Genomic DNA, 19,807 nt, shown 5'->3' with positions numbered 1-19,807 from the left:
GGCACGTATCTGTGGGCCAAGGGCCGAGTCCCCACGGAGGAACCGTGACCACCACGCTCGCCGGCGGCCGTGCCGCCCGCCGCCAGACGATGCGCCGCATCCGCCCGCGCCGCTCCCCCGCCGTGCCGTTGCTGCTCGCCGTCGGCGCGGGCGCGGTGGCCGTGCTGTGGTTGTGGTGGACCAACACGCCGTCCATCGCGGACACCACCGGGAAGATCGTCGCCGCGGGCCGGATCACCGGTCTGCTCGCCGGCTATCTGATGGCCCTGGTGGTGCTCCAGATGGCGCGGGTGCCCGCGCTGGAGCGCCGGGTGGGTTCGGACCGGGTCGCCCGCTGGCACGCGATGAGCGGCCGTTACACCGTCAGCCTGGTGATCGCGCACGTCTTCCTGATCATGTGGGGCTACGCCCGCCAGGCGGGCAAGAGCCTCGGCGACATCGTGCAGCAGACCATCACCTCCATCAACACGCTGCCGGACATGGGCAAGGCCGCCATCGGCACCGGTCTGCTGTTCGTCATCGCCTTCCTCTCCATCGGTCCGGTCCGGCGCCGGCTGCCGTACGACGGCTGGTACCACGTGCACCTGCTGACGTACGCGGCGGTCTTCCTGACGTTCTGGCACCAGATCACCACCGGCAACGAGTTCGCCGTCGAACCGACCGCGAAGACCTTCTGGTACGGGCTGTACGGCGTCGTGACCGCGCTGGTCCTGTGGTACCGGATCATCACCCCGGTGCGGCTGAACATGCGGCACCGGATGCGGGTCGAGGCGGTCGTCGAGGAGACGCCGGGCATCGTGTCCGTGCTGATCGGCGGGCGCAGGCTGCACCGGATGGGCGCGGAGGCCGGGCAGTTCTTCCGCTGGCGGTTCAAGGCGCCGGGCATGCGGTTCAGCTCCCACCCGTACTCGCTGTCGGCGGCGCCCCGCCCGGACATGCTGCGGATCACGGTGAAGGCGATCGGCGACCACACCTCCCGGCTGCGCGAGCTGGAGCCCGGCACGAAGGTGTGGGCGGAGGGCCCGTACGGGGCGCTGACCGCGCAGCGCCGCAGCCGGGGCAAGGTGCTGCTGGTGGCGGGCGGGGTGGGGATCACCCCGATGCGGGCGCTGTTCGAGACGCTGCCCGGCGCCTCCGGTGACATCACGCTGCTGTACCGGGCCAACAGCACGCAGGACCTGGCGCTGTGGGGCGAGCTGGCGAAGATCGCCGACGAGCGGGGCGCCCGGCTGATGTACGCGGTGAACAGTCCCGACGGTGAGCGCCCCGACATCTCGGCGGAGAGCCTGCGGCGGAAGATCCCGGACGTCGACCGCCACGACGTGTTCATGTGCGGTCCGCCCGGGTTCGCGCAGTCGGTGTACGAGGCGCTGCGCGGCGCCGGGGTCCCCGCGCGCCGTATCCATCACGAGTCGTTCGAGATGTGAGCGACGGGCCGTCCGCCCGGGTCATCCACAGTCACCAGGAGCTTGAGAAGCGATGAGGAAGAGTCATCCCGTCCGGCGTGCCGTGCTCGCGACCGCCGCCACCGTGTCCGGCATCGTGCTGCTGCTGTCGCTCAAGCCGGCGTCCGACCCCGGCTCGGCCGCCGCGGCCGGCGGCACGGCCCCGCCCGCGGCGGCCCAGTCCCCGCAGGGCGGCGCCGCCCAGCCCATCGGGAACGGCACCGTCACCGGTGACGCGGCGCAAACCCAGTACGGCGCGGTGCAGGTCAGGCTGACGGTGAGCGGCGGGAAGATCACCAAGGCCGAGGCGGTGCGGGCGCCCGCGGGCGGGCAGAGCGACCGGATCACCTCCAACGCCGTGCCCAGGCTCAACCAGGCGGCCGTCGCGGCGCAGAGCGCGGAGATCGACGCGGTGTCGGGGGCGACCTATACGAGTTCCGGGTACAAGAAGTCGCTGCAGTCGGCGCTGGACAAGGCGCGGGCGGCCGGGTCCGGGGACGGTGCCGGGCAGGGCGCCGGGGACGGTGCCGGGAGCGCGCGGGCGCGGACCGTCACCGGGGACGTGGCGCAGACGCAGTACGGGCCGGTACAGGTGCGGATCACCGTCAGCGGCGGGAAGATCACCAAGGCGGAGGCGGTGCGGACGCCCAAGGGCGGGCAGAGCGACCAGGTCAACTCCGACGCGGTGCCGAAGCTCAACCAGGCGGCGGTGGCGGCCGGGGACGCGGGGATCGACGCGGTGTCGGGGGCCACGTACACGAGCGCGGGGTACAAACAGTCACTTCAGTCGGCGCTGGACAAGGCCGGTGGCTGACACGGTGGCCGAGCCGGCCGAGACTCCCGCCGCGGTGCGTCACGCGGAGGAGACGATGGGGACCGTCTTCTCCCTCGACGTCCGCGGCGGGGAACCCGCCGTGGTGCGCGCGGCGCTGGAGGAGGCGGTCGCGGGGCTGCACCGGGTCGACGAGGTGTTCAGCACGTACCGCGACGACAGCCAGATCTCCCGGCTGGCGCGGGGTGAGCTGAGCGTCGGGGAGTGCGATGCCGAGGTCGCCGAGGTGCTGGAGCTGGCGGCGGAGGCGGAGCGGGTGAGTGAGGGCTGGTTCAGTCCGCGTTACCGGGGTCGGCTCGATCCGACGGGCGTCGTGAAGGGCTGGGCCACGGAGCGGGCGGCGCGGCGGCTCGCTGCCGCGGGGGTGACGGGGGTGAGTGTCAACGGGGGCGGGGACGTCCAGTTGCTGGGTGGGCCGGGGGCGGGGCGGCCGTGGCGGGTGGGGGTGTCGGACCCGTTGCGTCCGGGAGGTCTCGCCGCGGTCGTCTCCGCGGCGGGCGCCTCGGAACTGGCTGTGGCGACGTCCGGCACGGCCGAGCGGGGCGATCACATCGTCGATCCGCGCACGGGGCGCTCCGCGGTGACCGATCTGGTCGCGGTGACGGTCGTCGCCCCTCGCCTGACGTGGGCGGACTGCTGGGCCACGGCGGCGTTCGCGATGGGGTCGCGGGAGGGGTTGCGGTGGCTGGAGTCCCTCCCGGACGTCGAGGCGCTGCTGATCACGGCGGGCGACGAGGTGCGGTGCACCGGGGGGTTGGCGGGGTGGCTGGGGTGAGCGGCGCTCCTGGGTGAGCGGCGCTGCGGATGAGGCAACGGTTTCACTCACCGCGTCCGCGGAGCGCCGCCGCGCCCACCCGTGCCGCCCTGGGGGCACCTCCCAGGCCTTTAAGGCACTGGGGGAGGCACGACTGCCCGCGGCTACGGGCGGGAAGCCCGCGACTGCCGCGCGGGGGCTGCGGCTGCGGCGCGGGGCCCCGCTGCGGGGCCTCTCAGTCGGGAGTACTGCAGTTCCCCAGGGGCGCGGGGAACTGCGCGACCAGCCACAAACGACCCGCAGGGGGCGTACCGGAGAGACCCGCGGAGCGATCAGTGGCCGTTCTGGGCCAGGCGGAGCAAGTGGTCCGCCAGGGCCTGACCCCCCGTCGGCTCCCTGCTGATCAGCAGCAGCGTGTCGTCGCCGGCGATCGTGCCGAGGATGTCGTGGAGCTCCGCCTGGTCGATGGCCGAGGCCAGGAACTGGGCCGCACCGGGCGGGGTCCGCAGGACGACCAGGTTCGCGGAGGCCTCCGCGGAGATCAGCAGCTCCTGCGACAGCCTCCGCATCCGCTCCTCCTTCGCCGACTCCCCCAGCGGAGCGCGAGGCGTGCGGAACCCCCCTTCACTCGGCACCGCGTAGATCAGGTCACCGTCGTTGTTGCGGATCTTCACCGCGTTCAGCTCGTCCAGGTCCCGCGACAGCGTCGCCTGGGTGACGCTCAGCCCGTCGTCCGCGAGCAGCTTCGCGAGCTGGCTCTGCGACCGCACCGGCTGCCGGTTGAGGATGTCCACGATCCGGCGGTGGCGTGCGGTGCGCGTCTGCGGCACGGCGGGCCCGGCCTGCTGCCCCTGGTCCTGCTCCTGGCTCATCGTCGTCTCATTCTCCGGATCGTCCTTCCCCGCCCGCCGTACCGGCCTGGTCCAGGATGCCGGGCAGCGCCCCGAGGAAGGCGTCCACCGCGTCGTCCCCGAGGTTCAGCGGCGGCATCAGCCGTACGACATCGGGGGCGGGCGCGTTCACGAGGAATCCGGCGTCCTGAGCCGCCTGTTGCACCCGGGGCGCGAGCGGCTCGGTGAGCACGATACCCAGGAGGAGGCCCGAGCCCCGGACATGGTCGATCAAGGCGTGGCCGGCCCCCTCGATCCCGTCGCGGAGTTTCTCGCCCTGCCGCTTGACGTTCTCCAGCAGCCCCTCGTCCTCGATGGTGTCGAGCACGGCGAGTCCGGCGGCGCAGGCGACCGGGTTGCCGCCGAAGGTCGTGCCGTGGTGGCCGGGCCGGAGCAGGTCGGCGGCGCGGCCGAAGGCGACGGTGGCGCCGAGCGGCAGGCCGCCGCCGAGCTGCTTGGCGAGGGTGACGACGTCCGGCAGGACGCCGTCGTGGGCCTGGTACTCGAACCAGTGCCCGGTCCGGCCGATGCCGGTCTGCACCTCGTCGAGGACGAGCAGCGCGCCGGTGGCGGCGGTGATGGCGCGGGCCGCCTTCAGGTAGCCGGCGGGCGGGACGACGACACCGAGTTCGCCCTGGATGGGCTCGATGATCACCAGGGCCGTCTCCTCGGTGACCGCGGCGGCCAGCGCCTGCGCGTCGCCGAAGGGCACGTGGGTGACGTCGGCGGGCAGCGGCTGGAACGGCTCCCGCTTGCCGGGCTGCCCGGTGAGCGCGAGGGCGCCCATCGTACGGCCGTGGAAGGCGCCCTCGGTGGCGACGACGTGGGTCCGCCCGGTGAGCCGGCCGATCTTGAAGGCGGCCTCGTTGGCCTCGGCGCCGGAGTTGCAGAAGAAGACCCTGCCGTCCCGGCCGAAGAGCCGGAGCAGCCGTTCGGCGAGGGCGACGGTCGGCTCGGCCATGAAGAAGTTGGAGATGTGGCCGAGGGAGCCGATCTGCCGGCTGACGGCCTCGACGATCGCCGGGTGGGCGTGGCCGAGTGCGTTGGTCGCGATGCCTCCGACGAAGTCGAGGTACTGCGTGCCCTCGGCGTCCCAGACCTTCGGGCCCTCGCCGCGTACGAGGGGCAGGCGCGGCGTGCCGTAGTTGTTCATCAGCGCGCCCTGCCACCGTGCGGTGAGTTCTGCGTTGGTCACGACTCCCCCTGTTCGTCGGGCACGACCATCGTGCCGATGCCCTCGTCCGTGAAGATCTCCAGCAGGATCGAGTGCTGGACCCGGCCGTCGATGACGCGGGCGGTGGTCACGCCGTTGCGCACGGCGTGCAGACAGCCCTCCATCTTCGGCACCATGCCGGAGGACAGCTCCGGCAGGAGTTTCTCGAGCTGGGACGCGGTGAGCCGGCTGATCACCTCGTCGCTGTTCGGCCAGTCCTCGTAGAGTCCTTCGACGTCCGTGAGGACCATGAGGGTCTCGGCGCCCAGCGCGGCAGCGAGTGCCGCAGCCGCCGTATCAGCATTGACGTTGTAGACATGGTGGTCGTCCTGACTGCGGGCGATCGACGAGACGACCGGGATGCGGCCGTCGGCGAGCAGGGCCTCGATCGCGCCGGTGTCGATGTCGGTGATCTCGCCGACCCGCCCGATGTCGACGAGCTCGCCGTCGATCTCGGGCCGGTGCTTGGTGGCGGTGAGGGTGTGCGCGTCCTCGCCGGTGAGGCCGACGGCGAGCGGGCCGTGCCGGTTGAGCAGCCCGACCAGTTCGCGCTGCACCTGTCCGGCGAGCACCATGCGCACGACGTCCATGGCGTCCTCGGTGGTGACGCGCAGGCCGGCCTTGAACTCGCTGACGATGCCGTGCCGGTCGAGCGCGCGGCTGATCTGGGGGCCGCCGCCGTGCACGACGACGGGCTTGAGGCCGGCGTGGCGCAGGAAGACGACGTCCTGGGCGAAGGCGGCTTTCAGGTCCTCGTCGACCATGGCGTTGCCGCCGAACTTGATGACGACGGTCTTGCCGTGGTGGCGGGTCAGCCAGGGCAGCGCCTCGATGAGGATCTGGGCCTTGGGCAGCGCGGTGTGCTTACGGGTGTTGGTCATGACGAATACGCGCTGTTCTCGTGGACGTAGTCGGCGGTGAGGTCGTTGGTCCAGATGGTGGCGGTGGCGTCACCGGCGGCGAGGTCGGCGACGACGTGGACCTCGCGGTAGCGCATGTCGACCTGGTCGCGGTCCTCGCCGACGCCGCCGTTCTTGCAGACCCAGACGCCGTTGATGGCGACGTTGAGCTCGTCGGGCTCGAAGGCGGCCTTCGTGGTGCCGATCGCGGAGAGGACGCGGCCCCAGTTGGGGTCCTCGCCGTGGATGGCGCACTTGAGGAGGTTGTTGCGGGCGATGGAGCGGCCCACCTCGACGGCGTCGTCCTCCGACGCCGCGTTGATCACCTCGACCTTGATGTCCTTGCTGGCGCCCTCGGCGTCGCGGATGAGCTGCTGGCCGAGGTCGTCGCAGACGGTCCGTACGGCCTCGGCGAACTCCTCGTACCCGGGCGTGGCCCCGGAGGCGCCGGAGGCGAGCAGCAGCACGGTGTCGTTGGTGGACATGCAGCCGTCGGAGTCGACCCGGTCGAAGGTGACCCGGGTCGCGTCGCGCAGGGCCTTGTCGAGCACCTCGGAGCCGAGGTCGGCGTCGGTGGTGAGGACGACGAGCATGGTGGCGAGGCCGGGGGCGAGCATGCCGGCGCCCTTGGCCATGCCGCCGACGGTCCAGCCGTCCTTGGTGACGACGGAGGTCTTGTGGACGGTGTCGGTGGTCTTGATGGCGATGGCGGCCTTCTCACCGCCGTGCTCGGAGAGCCGGCCGGCGGCGGTCTCGACGCCGGGGAGCAGCTTGTCCATGGGGAGCAGCACGCCGATGAGTCCCGTCGAGCAGACGGCGATCTCGCCCGCTCCGGTCCCCAGCACCTCGGCCGCCTTCTCGGCGGTGGCGTGGGTGTCCTGGAAGCCCTTCGGTCCCGTGCAGGCGTTGGCGCCCCCGGAGTTGAGGACGACGGCGGACAACTGCCCGCTCTTCAGCACCTGCTCGGACCAGAGCACGGGTGCCGCCTTGACGCGGTTGGAGGTGAAGACGCCGGCGGCGGCGCGGCGGGGGCCGTTGTTGACCACGAGGGCCAGGTCGGGGTTGCCGTTCTCCTTGATCCCGGCGGCGATGCCCGCCGCCGTGAATCCCTTCGCTGCCGTCACACTCACGGCGCAACTCCGATCGTCGTCAGCCCGGTGGCCTCGTCGAGGCCCAGGGCGAGGTTCATGCTCTGGACGGCACCGCCCGCGGTGCCCTTGGTCAGGTTGTCGATGGCGCTGATCGCGATGATCCGGCCGGCGGCGGTGTCGTACGCGACCTGGATCTGAACGGCGTTGGAACCGTGGACGGACGCGGTCGCGGGCCACCGTCCCTCGGGCAGGAGGTGGACGAAGGGCTCGTCGGCGAAGGCCTTCTCGTAGGCGGCGCGCACGGACTCGGCGGTGACGCCGGGCTTCGCCTTGGCGGTGCAGGTGGCGAGGATGCCGCGGGGCATCGGTGCGAGGGTCGGCGTGAAGGAGACGGAGACCCGCTCGCCCGCCGCCGCGCTGAGGTTCTGGATCATCTCGGGGGTGTGCCGGTGTCCGCCGCCCACGCCGTACGGGGACATGGAGCCCATGACCTCGGAGCCCAGCAGGTGCGGCTTGGCCGCCTTGCCGGCGCCGGAGGTGCCGGAGGCGGCGACGATCACCGCCTCGGGCTCCGCGAGGCCGGCGGCGTACGCCGGGAAGAGGGCGAGGGAGACGGCGGTCGGGTAGCAACCGGGCACCGCGACGCGCTTGGACCCCTCCAGCGCGGCACGGGCACCCGGCAGTTCGGGCAGGCCGTAGGGCCAGGTGCCGGCGTGCGGGGAGCCGTAGAACGCCTCCCAGTCGGCGGCGTCCTCCAGCCGGAAGTCGGCGCCCATGTCGACCACGAGCACCTCCTCGCCGAGCTGCTCGGCGACGGCGGCGGACTGGCCGTGCGGCAGCGCGAGGAAGACGACGTCGTGCCCGGCGAGCACCTCGGGCGTGGTCGGCTCCAGTACGCGGTCGGCCAGCGGCAGCAGATGCGGCTGGAGCGCGCCCAGCCGCTGCCCGGCGTTGGAGTTGCCGGTCAGGGCACCGATCTCGACCTCGGGGTGCGTCAGGAGCAGACGCAGCAGCTCACCGCCCGCATACCCGCTCGCTCCGGCCACCGCAGCACGTACCACCATGGAAAACCCTCCTCCTGGATGGCATGACTATACGTTTCCATGCACGTTTATGCAATGCGGTCCCGGAACGATCCCGCGGCCGTCGGCGGCGGGGGTCAGGCCAGGGCCATCAGGGCGACGGTGATCACGAGGGGGGTGAGGAGCAGGGCGGCGAGGTGTCCGAGCAGGGAGCGGACCATGCCGAGCACGGCGAACAGCGCCACCCCGCCCAGCAGCCAGCAGCCGAAGATCCGCAGCGCCAGGTCCTGCGCGGCGTTCTCCTCCTCACGGGTGGCGGGGTTCCCGATCCCGCCGATCGCCAGCCACAGGAGCACGCCGCCCACCAGGACGTTCCCCGCCACGACGAAGGGTGCGACGGACCTGTCGGCCCGCCGCACCCCCTTCCAGACCCTTACGACGCTCATGAGCACGAGAGCCTAGCCCGCCGGTCTCCCGGCGGGCCGGGGTCACCGCTGCTTGATCCGCAGGAACGTCACCGAGTGCGCCGGGAAGGTGTACGTGAACTCGCTCGCCACGCCCCGGAAGGTGGAGGTCACCGGGGTGACCGGGGCGTCCGTCTCCGTGTTGACCGCGTCCGCGTCGGCGGCCAGGGTGGTCACACGGGCCCGCGAGGAGACCTTCGCGCCGCCGAGGTCGATCGCGGTGCGGGCCTCGGACGGCTGGGCGTTGACGACCTTGACGATCAGGTCGCCGGTGCGGGCGTCCTCGGTGACCACCTGGCGGAACGGCTCGGCCGGCTTGTCGTCGGTGAAGCCGCCCCACTCCTGGCCGTCGAGGTAGAGGGTCACCTGGCGGCCCCGCACCTTGACGTCGATGTCGTAGGCACGGCCCGTCTCGATGGAGCCGGCCTTGGAGATCAGCGTCGACTTGCCGCCGTCCGAGGCCTGCTCGACGGCGGACTGGGTGTTGTTCCAGCCGCCGAGGTTCCACCAGTAGTAGTTGCCGGTGTCCTTGACGCCGAAGGCGACGAGGAAGCCCTCCTTGCCGGCCTTCTTGGTGGCCCTCACATGCAGGTCGTAGTCCTGCCAGGCCGGGTCACCGGCCGTGACCAGGGTGTTCTCGGCGGCCTCGTCGGTCTGCACGTACTGCCCGTCCTGGACGCTCCAGCTTCCGCCGCCGCTGTGGGTCCACTTCGATGCGTCACCGGAGAAGTCGTCGCTCAGCAGCGTCGTGCCGTCGGCGGCGGTCACCTTCACGTCGTCGTACGCCGCGCTCGTCGCCCACGTCGACAGGCCGACGGCTCCCGTGATGGGGCCGCTGACGTCCGGCGTGGTGCTCGCCCGCGACGGGACCACGCGGTCGCCGACGTTGGTCATGAACAGCTTCTGGACCTCGTAGTTGGCCGAGCCCCACGAGGCGTGGTTGTTGAACCAGATCATGTCCGGCGACCACTGGACGTAGTCCTCGTTGGCGAGCAGCGGAGCGTACGAGGCCAGCTCGACGATGTCGGCGTTGCGCTCCAGGCCGGTCATGAAGGCGGCTTCGGCGAGGCCGTTCTTCCAGGCGTTGCCCTGGGAGGCGTACTCGCCGAGGAAGACCTTGGGGCCGCCGCGGTCGTAGGAGTCGTAGCGGTCGTTGTTCTGCAGGAACCACTGCGGGCTGTTGTAGTAGTGCTCGTCGACCATGTCGACGTCGCCCTCGCGGTTGAGCTGCCAGGCGGTGTCGAAGGTCGTGCCGGAGTCGTCGGGGCCGGAGTTGGAGATCACGGTGATGTCCGGGTACTCCGCCTCGATGGCGGCCCGGAACCGCTCGAAGCGGGCGAAGAACTCGCGCGGCAGGTTCTCCTCGTTGCCGACCCCGATGTGGGTGAGGCCGAAGGGCTTGCGGTGTCCCATCTCGGCGCGCACCTTGCCCCAGGTGGAGTTCGCCGGGCCGTTGGCGAACTCGATCAGGTCGAGGGTGTCCTGGATGTGCCGCTTCAGCAGCGCCTCGTCGTCGGTGGCCTTGTTCTGGCCGCAGCCGGTGACCAGGGCGGGGACGACGGGCAGCGGCATCGCGCCGATGTCCTCGGCGAAGCGGAAGTACTCGTAGTAGCCGAGGCCGTAGCTCTGGTTGTAGCCCCAGAAGTTGGCGTTGGTGGCGCGTTCCTCGACCGGGCCCACGGTGTCCTTCCACTGGTAGGAGCGCTTGCGCTCCCAGCCGGAGGCCTCGCTGTAGTCCTCCATGGAGCCGGTGTTGACCAGGCAGCCGCCGGGGAAGCGGACGAAGCCGGGTTCGAGGGCGGCGATCTTCTCGGCGAGGTCCTTGCGCAGCCCGTTGGACTGGTGCTTGTAGGTGTCGCGCGGGAACAGCGACACCATGTCGAGGGCCGCCGCGTTCGCGGTGGCGACGGAGAGCCGGCCGCGGTTGCTGGTGCGGGACGCCTCGAAGGTGGCCTCGTACTTCGCCCAGCCGCCCTCGACGGCCACCTTGCGGGCCCTCGCGAGCTCACCGGCGGCGTCCTTCAGCGTGACGGTGAGGGTGGTGGCGCTCTCGGTACGGGCCCACACCGAGAAGTCGTACCGCTCGCCCTCCTCGACCCGGACGCCGGTGTTGTAGCCGGAGTTCGTGACCGACGAACCGGCGCCCAGGGAGAGGTAGTTGCGGTTGCGCTCGTTGAGCCGGCCGGAGTCGTTCACCACCTCGGCCGTACCGCTCACCGACCAGGAGGTCAGGGGCGTGTAGGAGCCGTTGTCGGCGGTGGAGTACTCGAAGGACCGGTTCTGCACGAGTTCGGCGTACAGGCCGCCGTCGGCGGCCCGGTTGATGTCCTCGAAGAAGACGCCGTACATCGTGTCGTCGATCGCCGCGCCCTCGGCGCCCGGGTCGACGGTGATCGTGTAGTCGGCGGCGGCCTCGGCGTGCGCGGGGGCCGGGACGAGGGCGGTGGCCGTCAGGAGCGCGGTGGCGGTGAGCCCGAGTCTGAGGCGGGCGCGGTGGCGTGCGGTGCGTGACATGGACACTCGGCGGCTCTCTCTAGGAGTGGGCGACTCTAGGAGGTGTTCGATATATCGATCAATGGTCAGCACTTCGAACGGCAAGATAGGGAGGAGACAGGGGCACGTCAATGGGTCGTGCGACGACGGACACCACGCGGGAACGAGGCGGGATGGGCGAGTTCTGGCCAGTGCCCGACGCACTGGGCTATCTGAGCGGCCGCTGGCGGGCGGAACGGACCGTGCGGGATCTGGCGAGCGGCGAGGAGGGGCGCTTCGAGGGGACGGTCGTTTTCGGCCCGCTGGAGGGCGGCGGTCTGCTGCAGAGCGAGTCCGGCGACTTCACCTGGCGGGGCGTCACCCGGCCCGCCGAGCGGACCCTGCGCTTCCTGCCCGGACCGGGTGGCACGGCGGACGTACGGTTCGCGGACGGGCGCCCCTTCCACGGCCTGGACCTCACCACGGGACGGTACGTCGCCGACCACCCCTGCTCGGCCGACCTCTACCGGGGCGAGTTCACCGTCCGGGACGCGGACCACTGGCGGACCCTCTGGCGGGTGCGCGGCCCCGCGAAGGACCTGGAGCTCACCACCGGCTACGCGCGCGTGGGCTGAGCGGACACCCCTTCGAGGCGCAGGTTCCAGCGGCCCGCCCGGCCGGCGACACCGATCGCCGACAACGAACGGACGTCGATGTTCCAGTACGTGGCGGGCGGGGCCTTGAGCACGTACACCAGGGCCGCGCGGATCACCGACGGCTCGGCCACCGCGACGACCCGGCAGCCGTCCTCGACCGGCCGGGTGTCGAGCCAGCCGCCGACCCGGCCGATGAAGGCCGGCAGCGACTCCCCGCCGTGCGGGGTGGACCGCGGGTCGGCCAGCCAGGCGTCCACGGCCCCCGGTTCCCGGGCCATCGCCTCCCCCAGGGTCAGCCCCCGCCAGCGGCCCATGTCGCAGTCACGCAGGGCGAGTTGCACCAGCGGCGCGTACCCGAGGCCCTCGCCGGTGGCGCGGCTGCGCGGGGCCGGGGAGCAGTAGCGCAGATCGGCCGCGGCGAGCGGCAGCAGTTCGTGCGCGACCCGTTGCACCTCGCCCCAGCCGGCCTGGTCCAGCGGCCGGTCGTCCTCGAAGCGTTCGGCGAGCACCGAGGAGCTCCCCGCGGCGGCGACGAACGTGACCCGAAGTGCCATGCGGGGATCGTGGGTCTCCGGGGTGCGCGGGTCAAGGGGTGTCACCGAGCCGTCACTCAAGGTGCATCCAGGTTTACCGACTGGTAAGGACGCGCCGGACAAGTGCCGCGAAACGCTCCGTCATCCTTCGACGAGCGCCATCCACTGGTCGGGCCGCTCCAACGGCCGGAAACCGAGCCTGGCGTAGACCTCGTGCGCGTCGTGCGTGGCCAGCACGACGCGCTTCGGCCCGCAGGGCCGCAGCTCCTCCCGCACGGCCGCCACCAGCGCCGTACCGACGCCCTTGCCGCGCACCGACGGGTCCACGTACACATCGCACAGCCAGGCGAAGGTCGCCCGGTCGGTGATGACCCGGGCGTACGCCACCTGCTCCCCCGAGAAGGTGTCGTACACGCCGAAGTTGAGGGATCCCCCGATCGCCCGGTCCTGCTTCTCACGGGAGCGGCCCAGGGCCCAGTAGGCGTCGGTGGACAGCCACCGGTGCACGCGTTCGGCGTCGATGCGGGCGGGGTCGGTGGAGATCTCGTAGCCCTCGGGCAGGCGCGGGGAGTCGGTCATGGCCGGATGGTCGCAGGCCGGGCCGTACGGCGTCGAACGCTTATCCCAGCACTTCGTCCCAGGCGGTGCGCAGGCGCCGTACGCCCTCGGTGATCTCCCCGGTGCCGGCCACCGCCGCGAAGCTCAGGCGGAGGTGGCCGGCCGGGGGTTCGGCGCTGAAGTAGGGGCGGCCGGGGGTGACGGCGACGCCCGCGCGCAGGGCGGCGGCGGTCAGGGCGGACTCGGACGTGCCGTCGGGCAGCCGGGGCCACAGGTGGTAGCCGCCGGACGGGACGTGCGGCAGGGCGAGTCCGGGCAGGTGGAGGCGGAGCGCGGCGGTCATCGCGTCCCGGCGGGCCCGCAGCGCGGCCGAGACCGCGCGCAGATGGCGCGGCCAGGCGGGCGAGCCGACGAGTTCCAGCGTGGCCTCCTGGAGGGGGCGGGGCACGAAGAAGGTGTCGACGATCTGGATGGCCCGCAGCCGTTCCAGGACCGGGCCGTGCGCGGCGAGCGCGCTCACCCGGAAGCTGGGCGAGGTCGCCTTGGTCAGCGAGCAGACGTGCACCACCACCCCGTCGGGGTCGTCGGCGGCCAGCGGGCGCGGCAGCGGGCCCGCGTCCTCGTGCACCAGCCGCCGTACGAAGTCGTCCTCGACCACGAAGGCGCCCGCATCGCGGGCGATGCGCAGCACCTCGCCGCGCCTGTCGGGGGCGAGCACGGCGCCGGTGGGGTTCTGGAACAGCGGCTGGCAGACGAGGACGCGGGCGCCGGTCGCGCGGAACGCGTCCGCGAGCAGCGCGGGCCGTACGCCGTCCGCGTCCACCGGGACGGGCACCGGGCGCAGTCCGGCGGCGCGGGCGATGGCGAGCATGCCGGGGTAGGTGGGCGACTCGACGAGGACGGGGGCGCCCGGCGGGGCGAGGGCGCGCAGGGCGGTGGTCAGCGCGGACTGCCCGCCCGAGGTGACCAGCACACCCGCCGCCGTCACCGGCCCGCCGATGCTGCGCGCGAACCACTCGCGCAGCTCCGGCAGCCCTTCCATGGGCGGACGTCCCCAGGCGCCCGGCCGGCGTCCGGCGCGGGACAGGGCCGCCGCCATGGCCCGCTCGGGTTGCAGGGAGGGGTGCAGATAGCCACCGTTGAACTCGATCACGCCGGGTGGTGGTGCGGCCAGTGAGACCAGCACCCCGGAGGCGTCCACCGAGCGCGGTACGAGGTCGGCGGCGCCGTCGGCGCTGAGGGCGACCTCCTGCCAGGAGGTGTCCCCGGCGGGCGCGGCCGTCGCCCGGGGCTGTGCCCGGAAGGCGCCGGCGCCGGGCCGGGTGACCACCAGTCCTTCGGCGGCGAGCTGCGCCAGCGCCCGGGAGACGGTCACCGGACTCACCCGGAACCGCTCCACCAGGGCCCGGCTGGAGGGAAGCTTTCCACCGGGAGAGTAGCGGTCCAGTTCTCTCCGCAGCCGTTCCGCCAGTTCACCGACACTGCTACGCTCGTGCATGAGAGCACACAGTAGCGCTACCGCCGCAGCGCCGATAGCAGTCACCGCCCCCCGCGACCGCCGCGGCTTCGGCACCCTCCAGGCCGCCCTCGGCGTGATCGCCTTCTCCCTCACCTTCCCGGCCACCGCCTGGGGTCTCGAAGGGTTCGGACCCTGGTCGTTGGTGGCCGTGCGCAGCGTGCTCGCGGCGTTCGTCGCCGGCGGCTGTCTGCTCGCCCTGCGCGTGCCGCCGCCGGACCGGAAGCACTGGCCCGGACTCGCGGTGGTCGGCGCGGGGGTGGTGCTCGGCTTCCCGATGCTGACCACCCTCGCCCTGCAGACCTCCACCACCGCGCACGCGGCCGTCGTGGTCGGCCTGCTCCCGCTGACCACGGCGCTGCTGTCCGCCCTGCGCGTCGGATCCCGCCCCTCGCGCACCTTCTGGACGGCGGCCCTCGCCGGGGCCGCCGCGGTGCTGGCGTTCACCGTGCAGCAGAGCGGCGGCGCGCTGACCACGGCCGACCTGTACCTCTTCGCCGCGCTGCTGGTGTGCGCGGCCGGCTACACCGAGGGCGGCAGGCTGGCCCGGGTGATGCCGGGCTGGCAGGTGATCGGCTGGGCGCTGGTCCTGTGCCTGCCGCTCACCCTGCCCGTCGCCGCGGTCGCGCTGACCGTCGAGCCGGTGACACCGACCGCGCACAGCGTGGCCGGCCTGCTGTGGGTGGCGGCGGGTTCGCAGTTCCTCGGGCTGATCGTCTGGTACCGGGGCATGGCGGCCATCGGCATCCCCAAGGCCAGCCAGTTGCAGCTGGCCCAGCCGCTGCTCACACTGGTGTGGTCGGTGCTGCTGCTGAACGAGCAGCTGACGGTGGCCGCCCCGCTGACGGCCGCGGCTGTGCTCGTGTGCATCGCCGTCACCCAGCGGGCACGCGGTTGAGAGGAGGCCCCGATGCGCGCAACCGAGGGTGACCAGCTTGTCCAGCACGGCAGGGTGGTCGGCCAGCACGACAAGGTCGGAGAGATCGTCGAAGTGATGGGCCAGGAAGGGAACCCGCCCTACCGCGTCCGCTTCCAGGACGGACACGAGGGCGTGTGCTCACCCGGCCCCGACACCGAGATCCGGCACAAGGCGACGCGACAGCGGTAGGAGGAGGCGTCGTCGGGACCAGCGGCGCCATGCGGCCGAGCCGGGCGGGGGCGCCGGGGAAGCGCGCGTTCGGACCCCGCTCGGCCCGGCGGGACCTGGACGGCACCCCTGGATTCAGCGCGGAGGTGCGGCCGGCTGCCGGTAGTGGTCGGCGACCACCCGCGCCATCGCCCCCGCCGGATCGGCCGCCACCTCGCGGGCGGCGAAGAAGACATGCCCGCGCACCTCGGGGTGCTCGGCGGCCAGCGTGAGGTGGCGGGAGAGTTCGGCCGGGTCCCGCCAGGCCGCGGGCTGGGCCGGGTCGCCCGCCTTGTAGAGGGCCTCCCCCGCGTACAACCGGGTCCCGGAGCCCCGGACGACCTCGGCCCACCAGGGCAGCAGCTCGGCGTAGTCGGCGGCGGCGAAGCCGATGTTCCAGTAGAGCTGCGGGCAGATGTAGTCGATCCAGTTCTCCCGGGCCCACCGGCGGGTGTCGGCGTGCAGGTCGTCGTACGTCTGCACGCCCGCGTGCGTGGCGGAGCCCCGCTCGTCCACGTCGGCGTTGCGCCACACCCCGAAGGGACTGATGCCGAAGCGGGTGCCGGGCCGGATCTCCTTGATCCCGGCGGCCATCTCGCGCACCAGCCGGTCGACGTTGTCCCGCCGCCAGGCCGCCCGGTCCGGGAAGTCGCCGCCGTGGGTGTCGTAGGCGAGGTCGTCGTCGAAGGTCTGCCCGGCCACCGGATACGGATAGAAGTAGTCGTCGAAGTGGACCGCGTCGACGGGGTAGCGGCGCACCGCGTCGAGCATCGCCTCCCGGACGAAGGCGCGGACCTCGGGCAGGCCCGGGTCGTAGTAGAGCTTGCCGCCGTACGGGACGGTCCAGCCGGGGTTCCGGCGGGCGGGGTGGGAGGCGGTGAGCCGGGCGGGGTCGTCGTGCAGGGCCACGCGGTACGGGTTGAACCAGGCGTGCAGTTCCAGACCGCGGGCGTGGGCCTCCGTGACGGCCGTGCCGAGCGGGTCCCAGCCGGGATGGGCGCCCTGGGTGCCGGTGAGGTACCGCGACCACGGCTCGTGCGGCGAGGGCCACAGCGCGTCGGCGGTGGGCCGTACCTGGAAGATCACGGTGTTGAGGCGGTTGCGGACGGCCGTGTCGAGGTGGCCGAGCAGTTCGGCGCGCTGCCGCGCGGCGCTCAGCCCCGGCCGGGAGGGCCAGTCCCGGTTGGTGACGGTGGCCACCCACACGCCCCGCATCTCACCGGTCGCCGCGCCCCGCACCGCGCGCCGCCGCGGCGCGGCCGACGCCCGCGGCACCGTCGCCAGCGCCGCCAGCGCCGCCGTCGCGAACATCCTGCGTGACACCCGCCCCATAGCGCCCCCCTGAACACCATCGGACCGCCTGGCCGGACACGGTCCTGTGCCCAGGATGCCCCACCCCCGCGATCGATCATCGATACTTCGGAGTAACGTGCACGGACGGAGCAGGACCCGGGACCCGGCGACCTGCCACAGCCGTAAGCAGTAGCGAAAGGGACGATGTGACCGACATCGAACGCGTCGGAGTGGTGGGCTGCGGTCAGATGGGCGCGGGGATCGCCGAGGTGTGCGCCCGGGCCGGACTGGACGTCAAGGTCGCCGAGACCACCGGCGAAGCCCTGGAGATCGGCCGTACCCGGCTGTTCAACTCCCTGTCGAAGGCGGCCGAGCGCGGCAAGATCTCCGAGGAGGAGCTGGCGGCCACACAGGACCGGCTGAGCTTCACCACGGACCTCGGCGAGTTCGCCGACCGTGATCTGGTGATCGAGGCCGTGGTCGAGAACGAGCAGGTCAAGACCGAGATCTTCCAGGTCCTGGACCAGGTGGTGACCCGGCCGGACGCGATCCTGGCCTCCAACACCTCCTCCATCCCGCTGGTGAAGCTGGCGGTCGCCACCTCGCGGCCCGACCACGTCATCGGCATCCACTTCTTCAACCCGGCCCCGGTGCAGAAGCTCGTCGAGCTGATCCCGGCGCTCACCACCTCCGAGGGCACGCTGAGCCGCGCCCAGGCCTTCACCGAGAAGCTGCTGGGCAAGCACGCGATCCGCGCCCAGGACCGCTCCGGTTTCGTGGTGAACGCGCTGCTGATCCCGTACCTGCTCTCCGCGATCCGGATGTTCGAGTCGGGCATCGCCAGCCGCGAGGACATCGACAACGGCATGGAGATGGGCTGCGCCCACCCGATGGGCCCGCTGAAGCTGTCCGACCTGATCGGCCTGGACACGGTGGCCTCGGTGGCGCACTCGATGTACGAGGAGTACAAGGAGCCCCTGTACGCCGCTCCCCCGCTGCTCCAGCGCATGGTCGACGCGGGCCGCCTCGGCCGCAAGAGTGGGTCGGGGTTCTACACCTACGGCTGACGGCGTCCGACCGCTCGCCTCGCCCGTGGGCGGTGGTCAGGGCAGCAGCCGCTGTTCCTTCGCCACCGCGACCGCGCCCGCCCGGGTGTCGACGCCCAGTTTGCCGTAGATGCGGCGCAGGTGGGTCTTGACCGTGGCCTCGCTGATGAACAGGGCGCGGGCGATCTCCTGGTTGCCGAGGCCGCGGGCGAGGTGGGTGAGGATGTCGCGTTCGCGGTCGGTGAGGGAGGGCCGCGGGCTGCGCAGGTTGGCCATGACCCGGCTGGCGACCGGTGGGGAGAGCACGGTGCGGCCCAGCGCGGCGGCGTGGATGGCGGCGAACAGTTCGTCGGGACGTTCCGCCTTCAGCAGGTAGCCCGTGGCGCCGGCCTCGATGGCGCGGGTGATGTCGGCGTCCGTGTCGTACGTCGTCAGCACCAGCACGCGCGGGGCCTCGTCGGGTCCGGCGGTGAGGCGGAGGGTGGTCTCCACCCCGTTGATGCCCTCGCCGAGCTGGAGGTCCATCAGCACCACGTCCGGCCGCAGCTTGGCCGCCAGTGCCAGGGCCTCCTCCCCGGTGCCGGCCTCACCGACCACCTCGATGCCGGGAGCGCTGTCGAGCAGGGCGAGCAGTCCGGCCCGGACCACGGCGTGGTCGTCGCAGACCAGGAGGCGCACCCCGGGGCCGGTGTCGTGGGTGGTCATCGAGGGCCTTCCAGGGGTACGGCGGCGGACAGCACGGTGCCCTCGCCCGGTGTGGACTCCACGGTCAGTGTGCCGCCGAGCTGTCGCAGGCGGGCCCGTATCGCGGGCAGTCCGTGGCCGCGCAGTCCGGCCGGGCCGCTCGGCGGCGCGGACGGGTCGAATCCGCGGCCGTCGTCGCTCACGTCCAGCAGGACCTGGTCGTCGAGGACGGTCAGGGTGAGGGTGGCCGTGCCGGCGGACGCGTGCTCGCGGACGTTGGACAGGGCACCCTGCGCGATGCGCAGCAGCGCCGACTGGACGCGGTCCGGCAGCAGCGGCACCCGCCCGTCGTCGTCGACGTGGACCCGTACGGTGAGGTCCTCGCCGCTCTCCCGTTCGGCCAGCGCCTCCAGTGCCGCCCGCAGGCCGCCGCCGCGCGCCAGGTCGGTCGGCGCGAGGTCGTGCACGAAGCGGCGGGCCTCGGCGAGGTTGTGCTCCGCGACCGTGGCGGCGGACCGGACGTGCCGGCGGGCCTTTGCGGGGTCGTCCTCCCACACCCGCTCGGCCGCCTGGAGCAGCATCCGCTGGCTGGACAGCCCCTGGGCCAGGGAGTCGTGGATCTCCATGGCGAGCCGCTGCCGCTCCGCGAGCGTGCCCTCGCGGCGCTCGGAGGCGGCGAGTTCACGGCGGGTGCGGAGCAGGTCGTCGATCAGGGCGCGCTGCCGGTCCGCCTGCCGTTCGGTGTGGAGGAAGACGGCCGCCGCGATGGCGGCGACGGCCGGCGGCGCCAGCAGCAGATTCGGGTCGAACCGCCCGGCCAGCCGCAGCTGCGCCGCGACGACGAGCGCCGTCAGCACCGTGACCAGGACGAGCGCGGCCCGGGTCGGCAGCGTGCGCAGACCGGTGTAGAACAGGGGCACCGCGCACCAGGAGAAACTGGGCGCGAGCACCACGAGCACCGTCCACACCACGACCACCGGCCCCAGCCGGACCGGCCACCGGCCGCCGGGCCGCGCGCCGGGGGCGCCGAGCACCGGCCCCAGCAGGTGCAGCAGGGCCAGGACGGCGGACAGGACGACGATCCACGGAGTGCGCGGCTCGCCCGGATGGTTGATCAGGAACCGGGCCAGGGCCCCACCGAGCAGCAGGAAGAACGCCGCGTACATCACGGCGCCGAGCCACCGGGCATCCGGATCGTACGGCTTCGGCATCGAGGCGCGCTTCCTTCCCCTGACCCCCTGACGGGCGGGATCCTGGCCGTTTCCCGTTCCTCGGCGTCCCGCCGGGCCGGCACCCGCGTCTCCATTGTCGCC

The 19,807-nt window shown here is 72.6% G+C and carries 20 protein-coding genes; 7 read left to right on the top strand and 13 right to left on the bottom strand.

Annotated features, from left to right (window positions below):
- The first annotated feature begins 44 nt into the window (after positions 1-44).
- From ACZ62B_RS25655 to ACZ62B_RS25645, 3 genes are read left to right on the top strand one after another with little or no spacing between them, the layout of a single operon-like run.
- On the top strand, positions 45-1,427 hold the full coding sequence (locus tag ACZ62B_RS25655; protein WP_073933709.1) for a ferredoxin reductase family protein: 1,383 nt from the start codon (positions 45-47) through the stop codon (positions 1,425-1,427).
- A gap of 52 nt (positions 1,428-1,479) precedes the next feature.
- Positions 1,480-2,259 (top strand): FMN-binding protein, encoded by a 780-nt coding sequence (locus tag ACZ62B_RS25650; protein ID WP_469692215.1) that lies wholly within the window; start codon positions 1,480-1,482, stop codon positions 2,257-2,259.
- A 55-nt stretch (positions 2,260-2,314) separates the two neighbouring features.
- On the top strand, positions 2,315-3,052 hold the full coding sequence (locus ACZ62B_RS25645) for an FAD:protein FMN transferase (protein ID WP_344560721.1): 738 nt from the start codon (positions 2,315-2,317) through the stop codon (positions 3,050-3,052).
- A gap of 311 nt (positions 3,053-3,363) precedes the next feature.
- Here ACZ62B_RS25645 and ACZ62B_RS25640 read toward each other — a convergent pair whose 3' ends face one another.
- The 7 genes from ACZ62B_RS25640 to ACZ62B_RS25610 form a co-directional block, all read right to left on the bottom strand.
- Positions 3,364-3,903: an arginine repressor gene (locus tag ACZ62B_RS25640; protein ID WP_073933707.1), complete on the bottom strand. Its 540-nt coding sequence runs from the start codon at positions 3,901-3,903 to the stop codon at positions 3,364-3,366.
- 7 nt (positions 3,904-3,910) lie between these two features.
- On the bottom strand, positions 3,911-5,116 hold the full coding sequence (locus ACZ62B_RS25635) for an acetylornithine transaminase (RefSeq protein WP_344560567.1): 1,206 nt from the start codon (positions 5,114-5,116) through the stop codon (positions 3,911-3,913).
- Positions 5,113-6,015: an acetylglutamate kinase gene (gene argB / locus ACZ62B_RS25630; protein WP_344560566.1), complete on the bottom strand. Its 903-nt coding sequence runs from the start codon at positions 6,013-6,015 to the stop codon at positions 5,113-5,115. Before argB ends, ACZ62B_RS25635 begins: the two co-directional genes overlap by 4 nt.
- Complete coding sequence (gene argJ / locus ACZ62B_RS25625) at positions 6,012-7,163, bottom strand: bifunctional glutamate N-acetyltransferase/amino-acid acetyltransferase ArgJ (protein WP_344560565.1); 1,152 nt, start codon at positions 7,161-7,163, stop codon at positions 6,012-6,014. The genes argB and argJ overlap by 4 nt, the downstream gene beginning before the upstream one ends.
- Positions 7,160-8,188: an N-acetyl-gamma-glutamyl-phosphate reductase gene (argC, locus tag ACZ62B_RS25620; RefSeq protein ID WP_468720367.1), complete on the bottom strand. Its 1,029-nt coding sequence runs from the start codon at positions 8,186-8,188 to the stop codon at positions 7,160-7,162. The genes argJ and argC overlap by 4 nt, the downstream gene beginning before the upstream one ends.
- A 95-nt stretch (positions 8,189-8,283) precedes the next feature.
- Complete coding sequence (locus tag ACZ62B_RS25615; protein WP_469692211.1) at positions 8,284-8,592, bottom strand: hypothetical protein; 309 nt, start codon at positions 8,590-8,592, stop codon at positions 8,284-8,286.
- Between the two features lie 42 nt (positions 8,593-8,634).
- Positions 8,635-11,124, bottom strand: a complete 2,490-nt coding sequence (locus ACZ62B_RS25610; RefSeq protein ID WP_469692209.1) for an alpha-L-arabinofuranosidase C-terminal domain-containing protein — start codon at positions 11,122-11,124, stop codon at positions 8,635-8,637.
- Between the two features lie 152 nt (positions 11,125-11,276).
- Here ACZ62B_RS25610 and ACZ62B_RS25605 point away from each other — a divergent pair, with 152 nt between their 5' ends.
- Positions 11,277-11,717, top strand: a complete 441-nt coding sequence (locus ACZ62B_RS25605) for a DUF6314 family protein (protein ID WP_344560561.1) — start codon at positions 11,277-11,279, stop codon at positions 11,715-11,717.
- On the opposite strand, the gene ACZ62B_RS25600 is transcribed toward ACZ62B_RS25605, so the two are convergent.
- The 3 genes from ACZ62B_RS25600 to ACZ62B_RS25590 all read right to left on the bottom strand — a co-directional run bounded on the left by ACZ62B_RS25600 (position 11,699) and on the right by ACZ62B_RS25590 (position 14,327).
- On the bottom strand, positions 11,699-12,292 hold the full coding sequence (locus ACZ62B_RS25600) for a histidine phosphatase family protein (protein WP_344560560.1): 594 nt from the start codon (positions 12,290-12,292) through the stop codon (positions 11,699-11,701). The two genes, ACZ62B_RS25605 and ACZ62B_RS25600, sit on opposite strands and share 19 nt — an antisense overlap.
- A 120-nt stretch (positions 12,293-12,412) precedes the next feature.
- Positions 12,413-12,850 (bottom strand): GNAT family N-acetyltransferase, encoded by a 438-nt coding sequence (locus tag ACZ62B_RS25595; protein WP_344560559.1) that lies wholly within the window; start codon positions 12,848-12,850, stop codon positions 12,413-12,415.
- A gap of 40 nt (positions 12,851-12,890) precedes the next feature.
- Positions 12,891-14,327 carry an aminotransferase-like domain-containing protein gene (locus tag ACZ62B_RS25590; RefSeq protein WP_344560558.1) on the bottom strand — a complete coding sequence of 479 codons (1,437 nt, stop codon included), beginning with the start codon at positions 14,325-14,327 and terminating at the stop codon, positions 12,891-12,893.
- On the opposite strand from ACZ62B_RS25590, the gene ACZ62B_RS25585 reads away from it, so the two are divergent.
- Positions 14,326-15,243: a DMT family transporter gene (locus tag ACZ62B_RS25585; protein ID WP_344560557.1), complete on the top strand. Its 918-nt coding sequence runs from the start codon at positions 14,326-14,328 to the stop codon at positions 15,241-15,243. The two genes, ACZ62B_RS25590 and ACZ62B_RS25585, sit on opposite strands and share 2 nt — an antisense overlap.
- Before the next feature lie 12 nt (positions 15,244-15,255).
- Positions 15,256-15,453 (top strand): DUF1918 domain-containing protein, encoded by a 198-nt coding sequence (locus ACZ62B_RS25580; protein ID WP_073933696.1) that lies wholly within the window; start codon positions 15,256-15,258, stop codon positions 15,451-15,453.
- Positions 15,454-15,567: 114 nt separating this feature from the next.
- Here the strand turns inward: ACZ62B_RS25580 and ACZ62B_RS25575 are convergent, their stop codons facing one another.
- Complete coding sequence (locus ACZ62B_RS25575) at positions 15,568-16,803, bottom strand: glycoside hydrolase family 10-like protein (protein WP_465270125.1); 1,236 nt, start codon at positions 16,801-16,803, stop codon at positions 15,568-15,570.
- Between the two features lie 167 nt (positions 16,804-16,970).
- Here ACZ62B_RS25575 and ACZ62B_RS25570 point away from each other — a divergent pair, with 167 nt between their 5' ends.
- Positions 16,971-17,831, top strand: coding sequence for a 3-hydroxybutyryl-CoA dehydrogenase (locus ACZ62B_RS25570; protein ID WP_344560555.1), 861 nt, complete (start codon positions 16,971-16,973; stop codon positions 17,829-17,831).
- A gap of 36 nt (positions 17,832-17,867) precedes the next feature.
- On the opposite strand, the gene ACZ62B_RS25565 is transcribed toward ACZ62B_RS25570, so the two are convergent.
- Both ACZ62B_RS25565 and ACZ62B_RS25560 read right to left on the bottom strand, forming a co-directional pair.
- Positions 17,868-18,515 carry a response regulator gene (locus tag ACZ62B_RS25565; protein WP_469692206.1) on the bottom strand — a complete coding sequence of 216 codons (648 nt, stop codon included), beginning with the start codon at positions 18,513-18,515 and terminating at the stop codon, positions 17,868-17,870.
- A complete protein-coding gene (locus ACZ62B_RS25560; protein WP_344560553.1) occupies positions 18,512-19,705 on the bottom strand; it encodes a sensor histidine kinase in 1,194 nt (397 codons plus the stop codon). Before ACZ62B_RS25560 ends, ACZ62B_RS25565 begins: the two co-directional genes overlap by 4 nt.
- Between the last annotated feature and the right edge of the window lie 102 nt (positions 19,706-19,807).

This window comes from Streptomyces sp. NPDC053426 (assembly GCF_055585405.1).
Note: the sequence above shows the minus strand (reverse complement) of the source record. Positions and strands in the feature narration are given on the sequence as shown.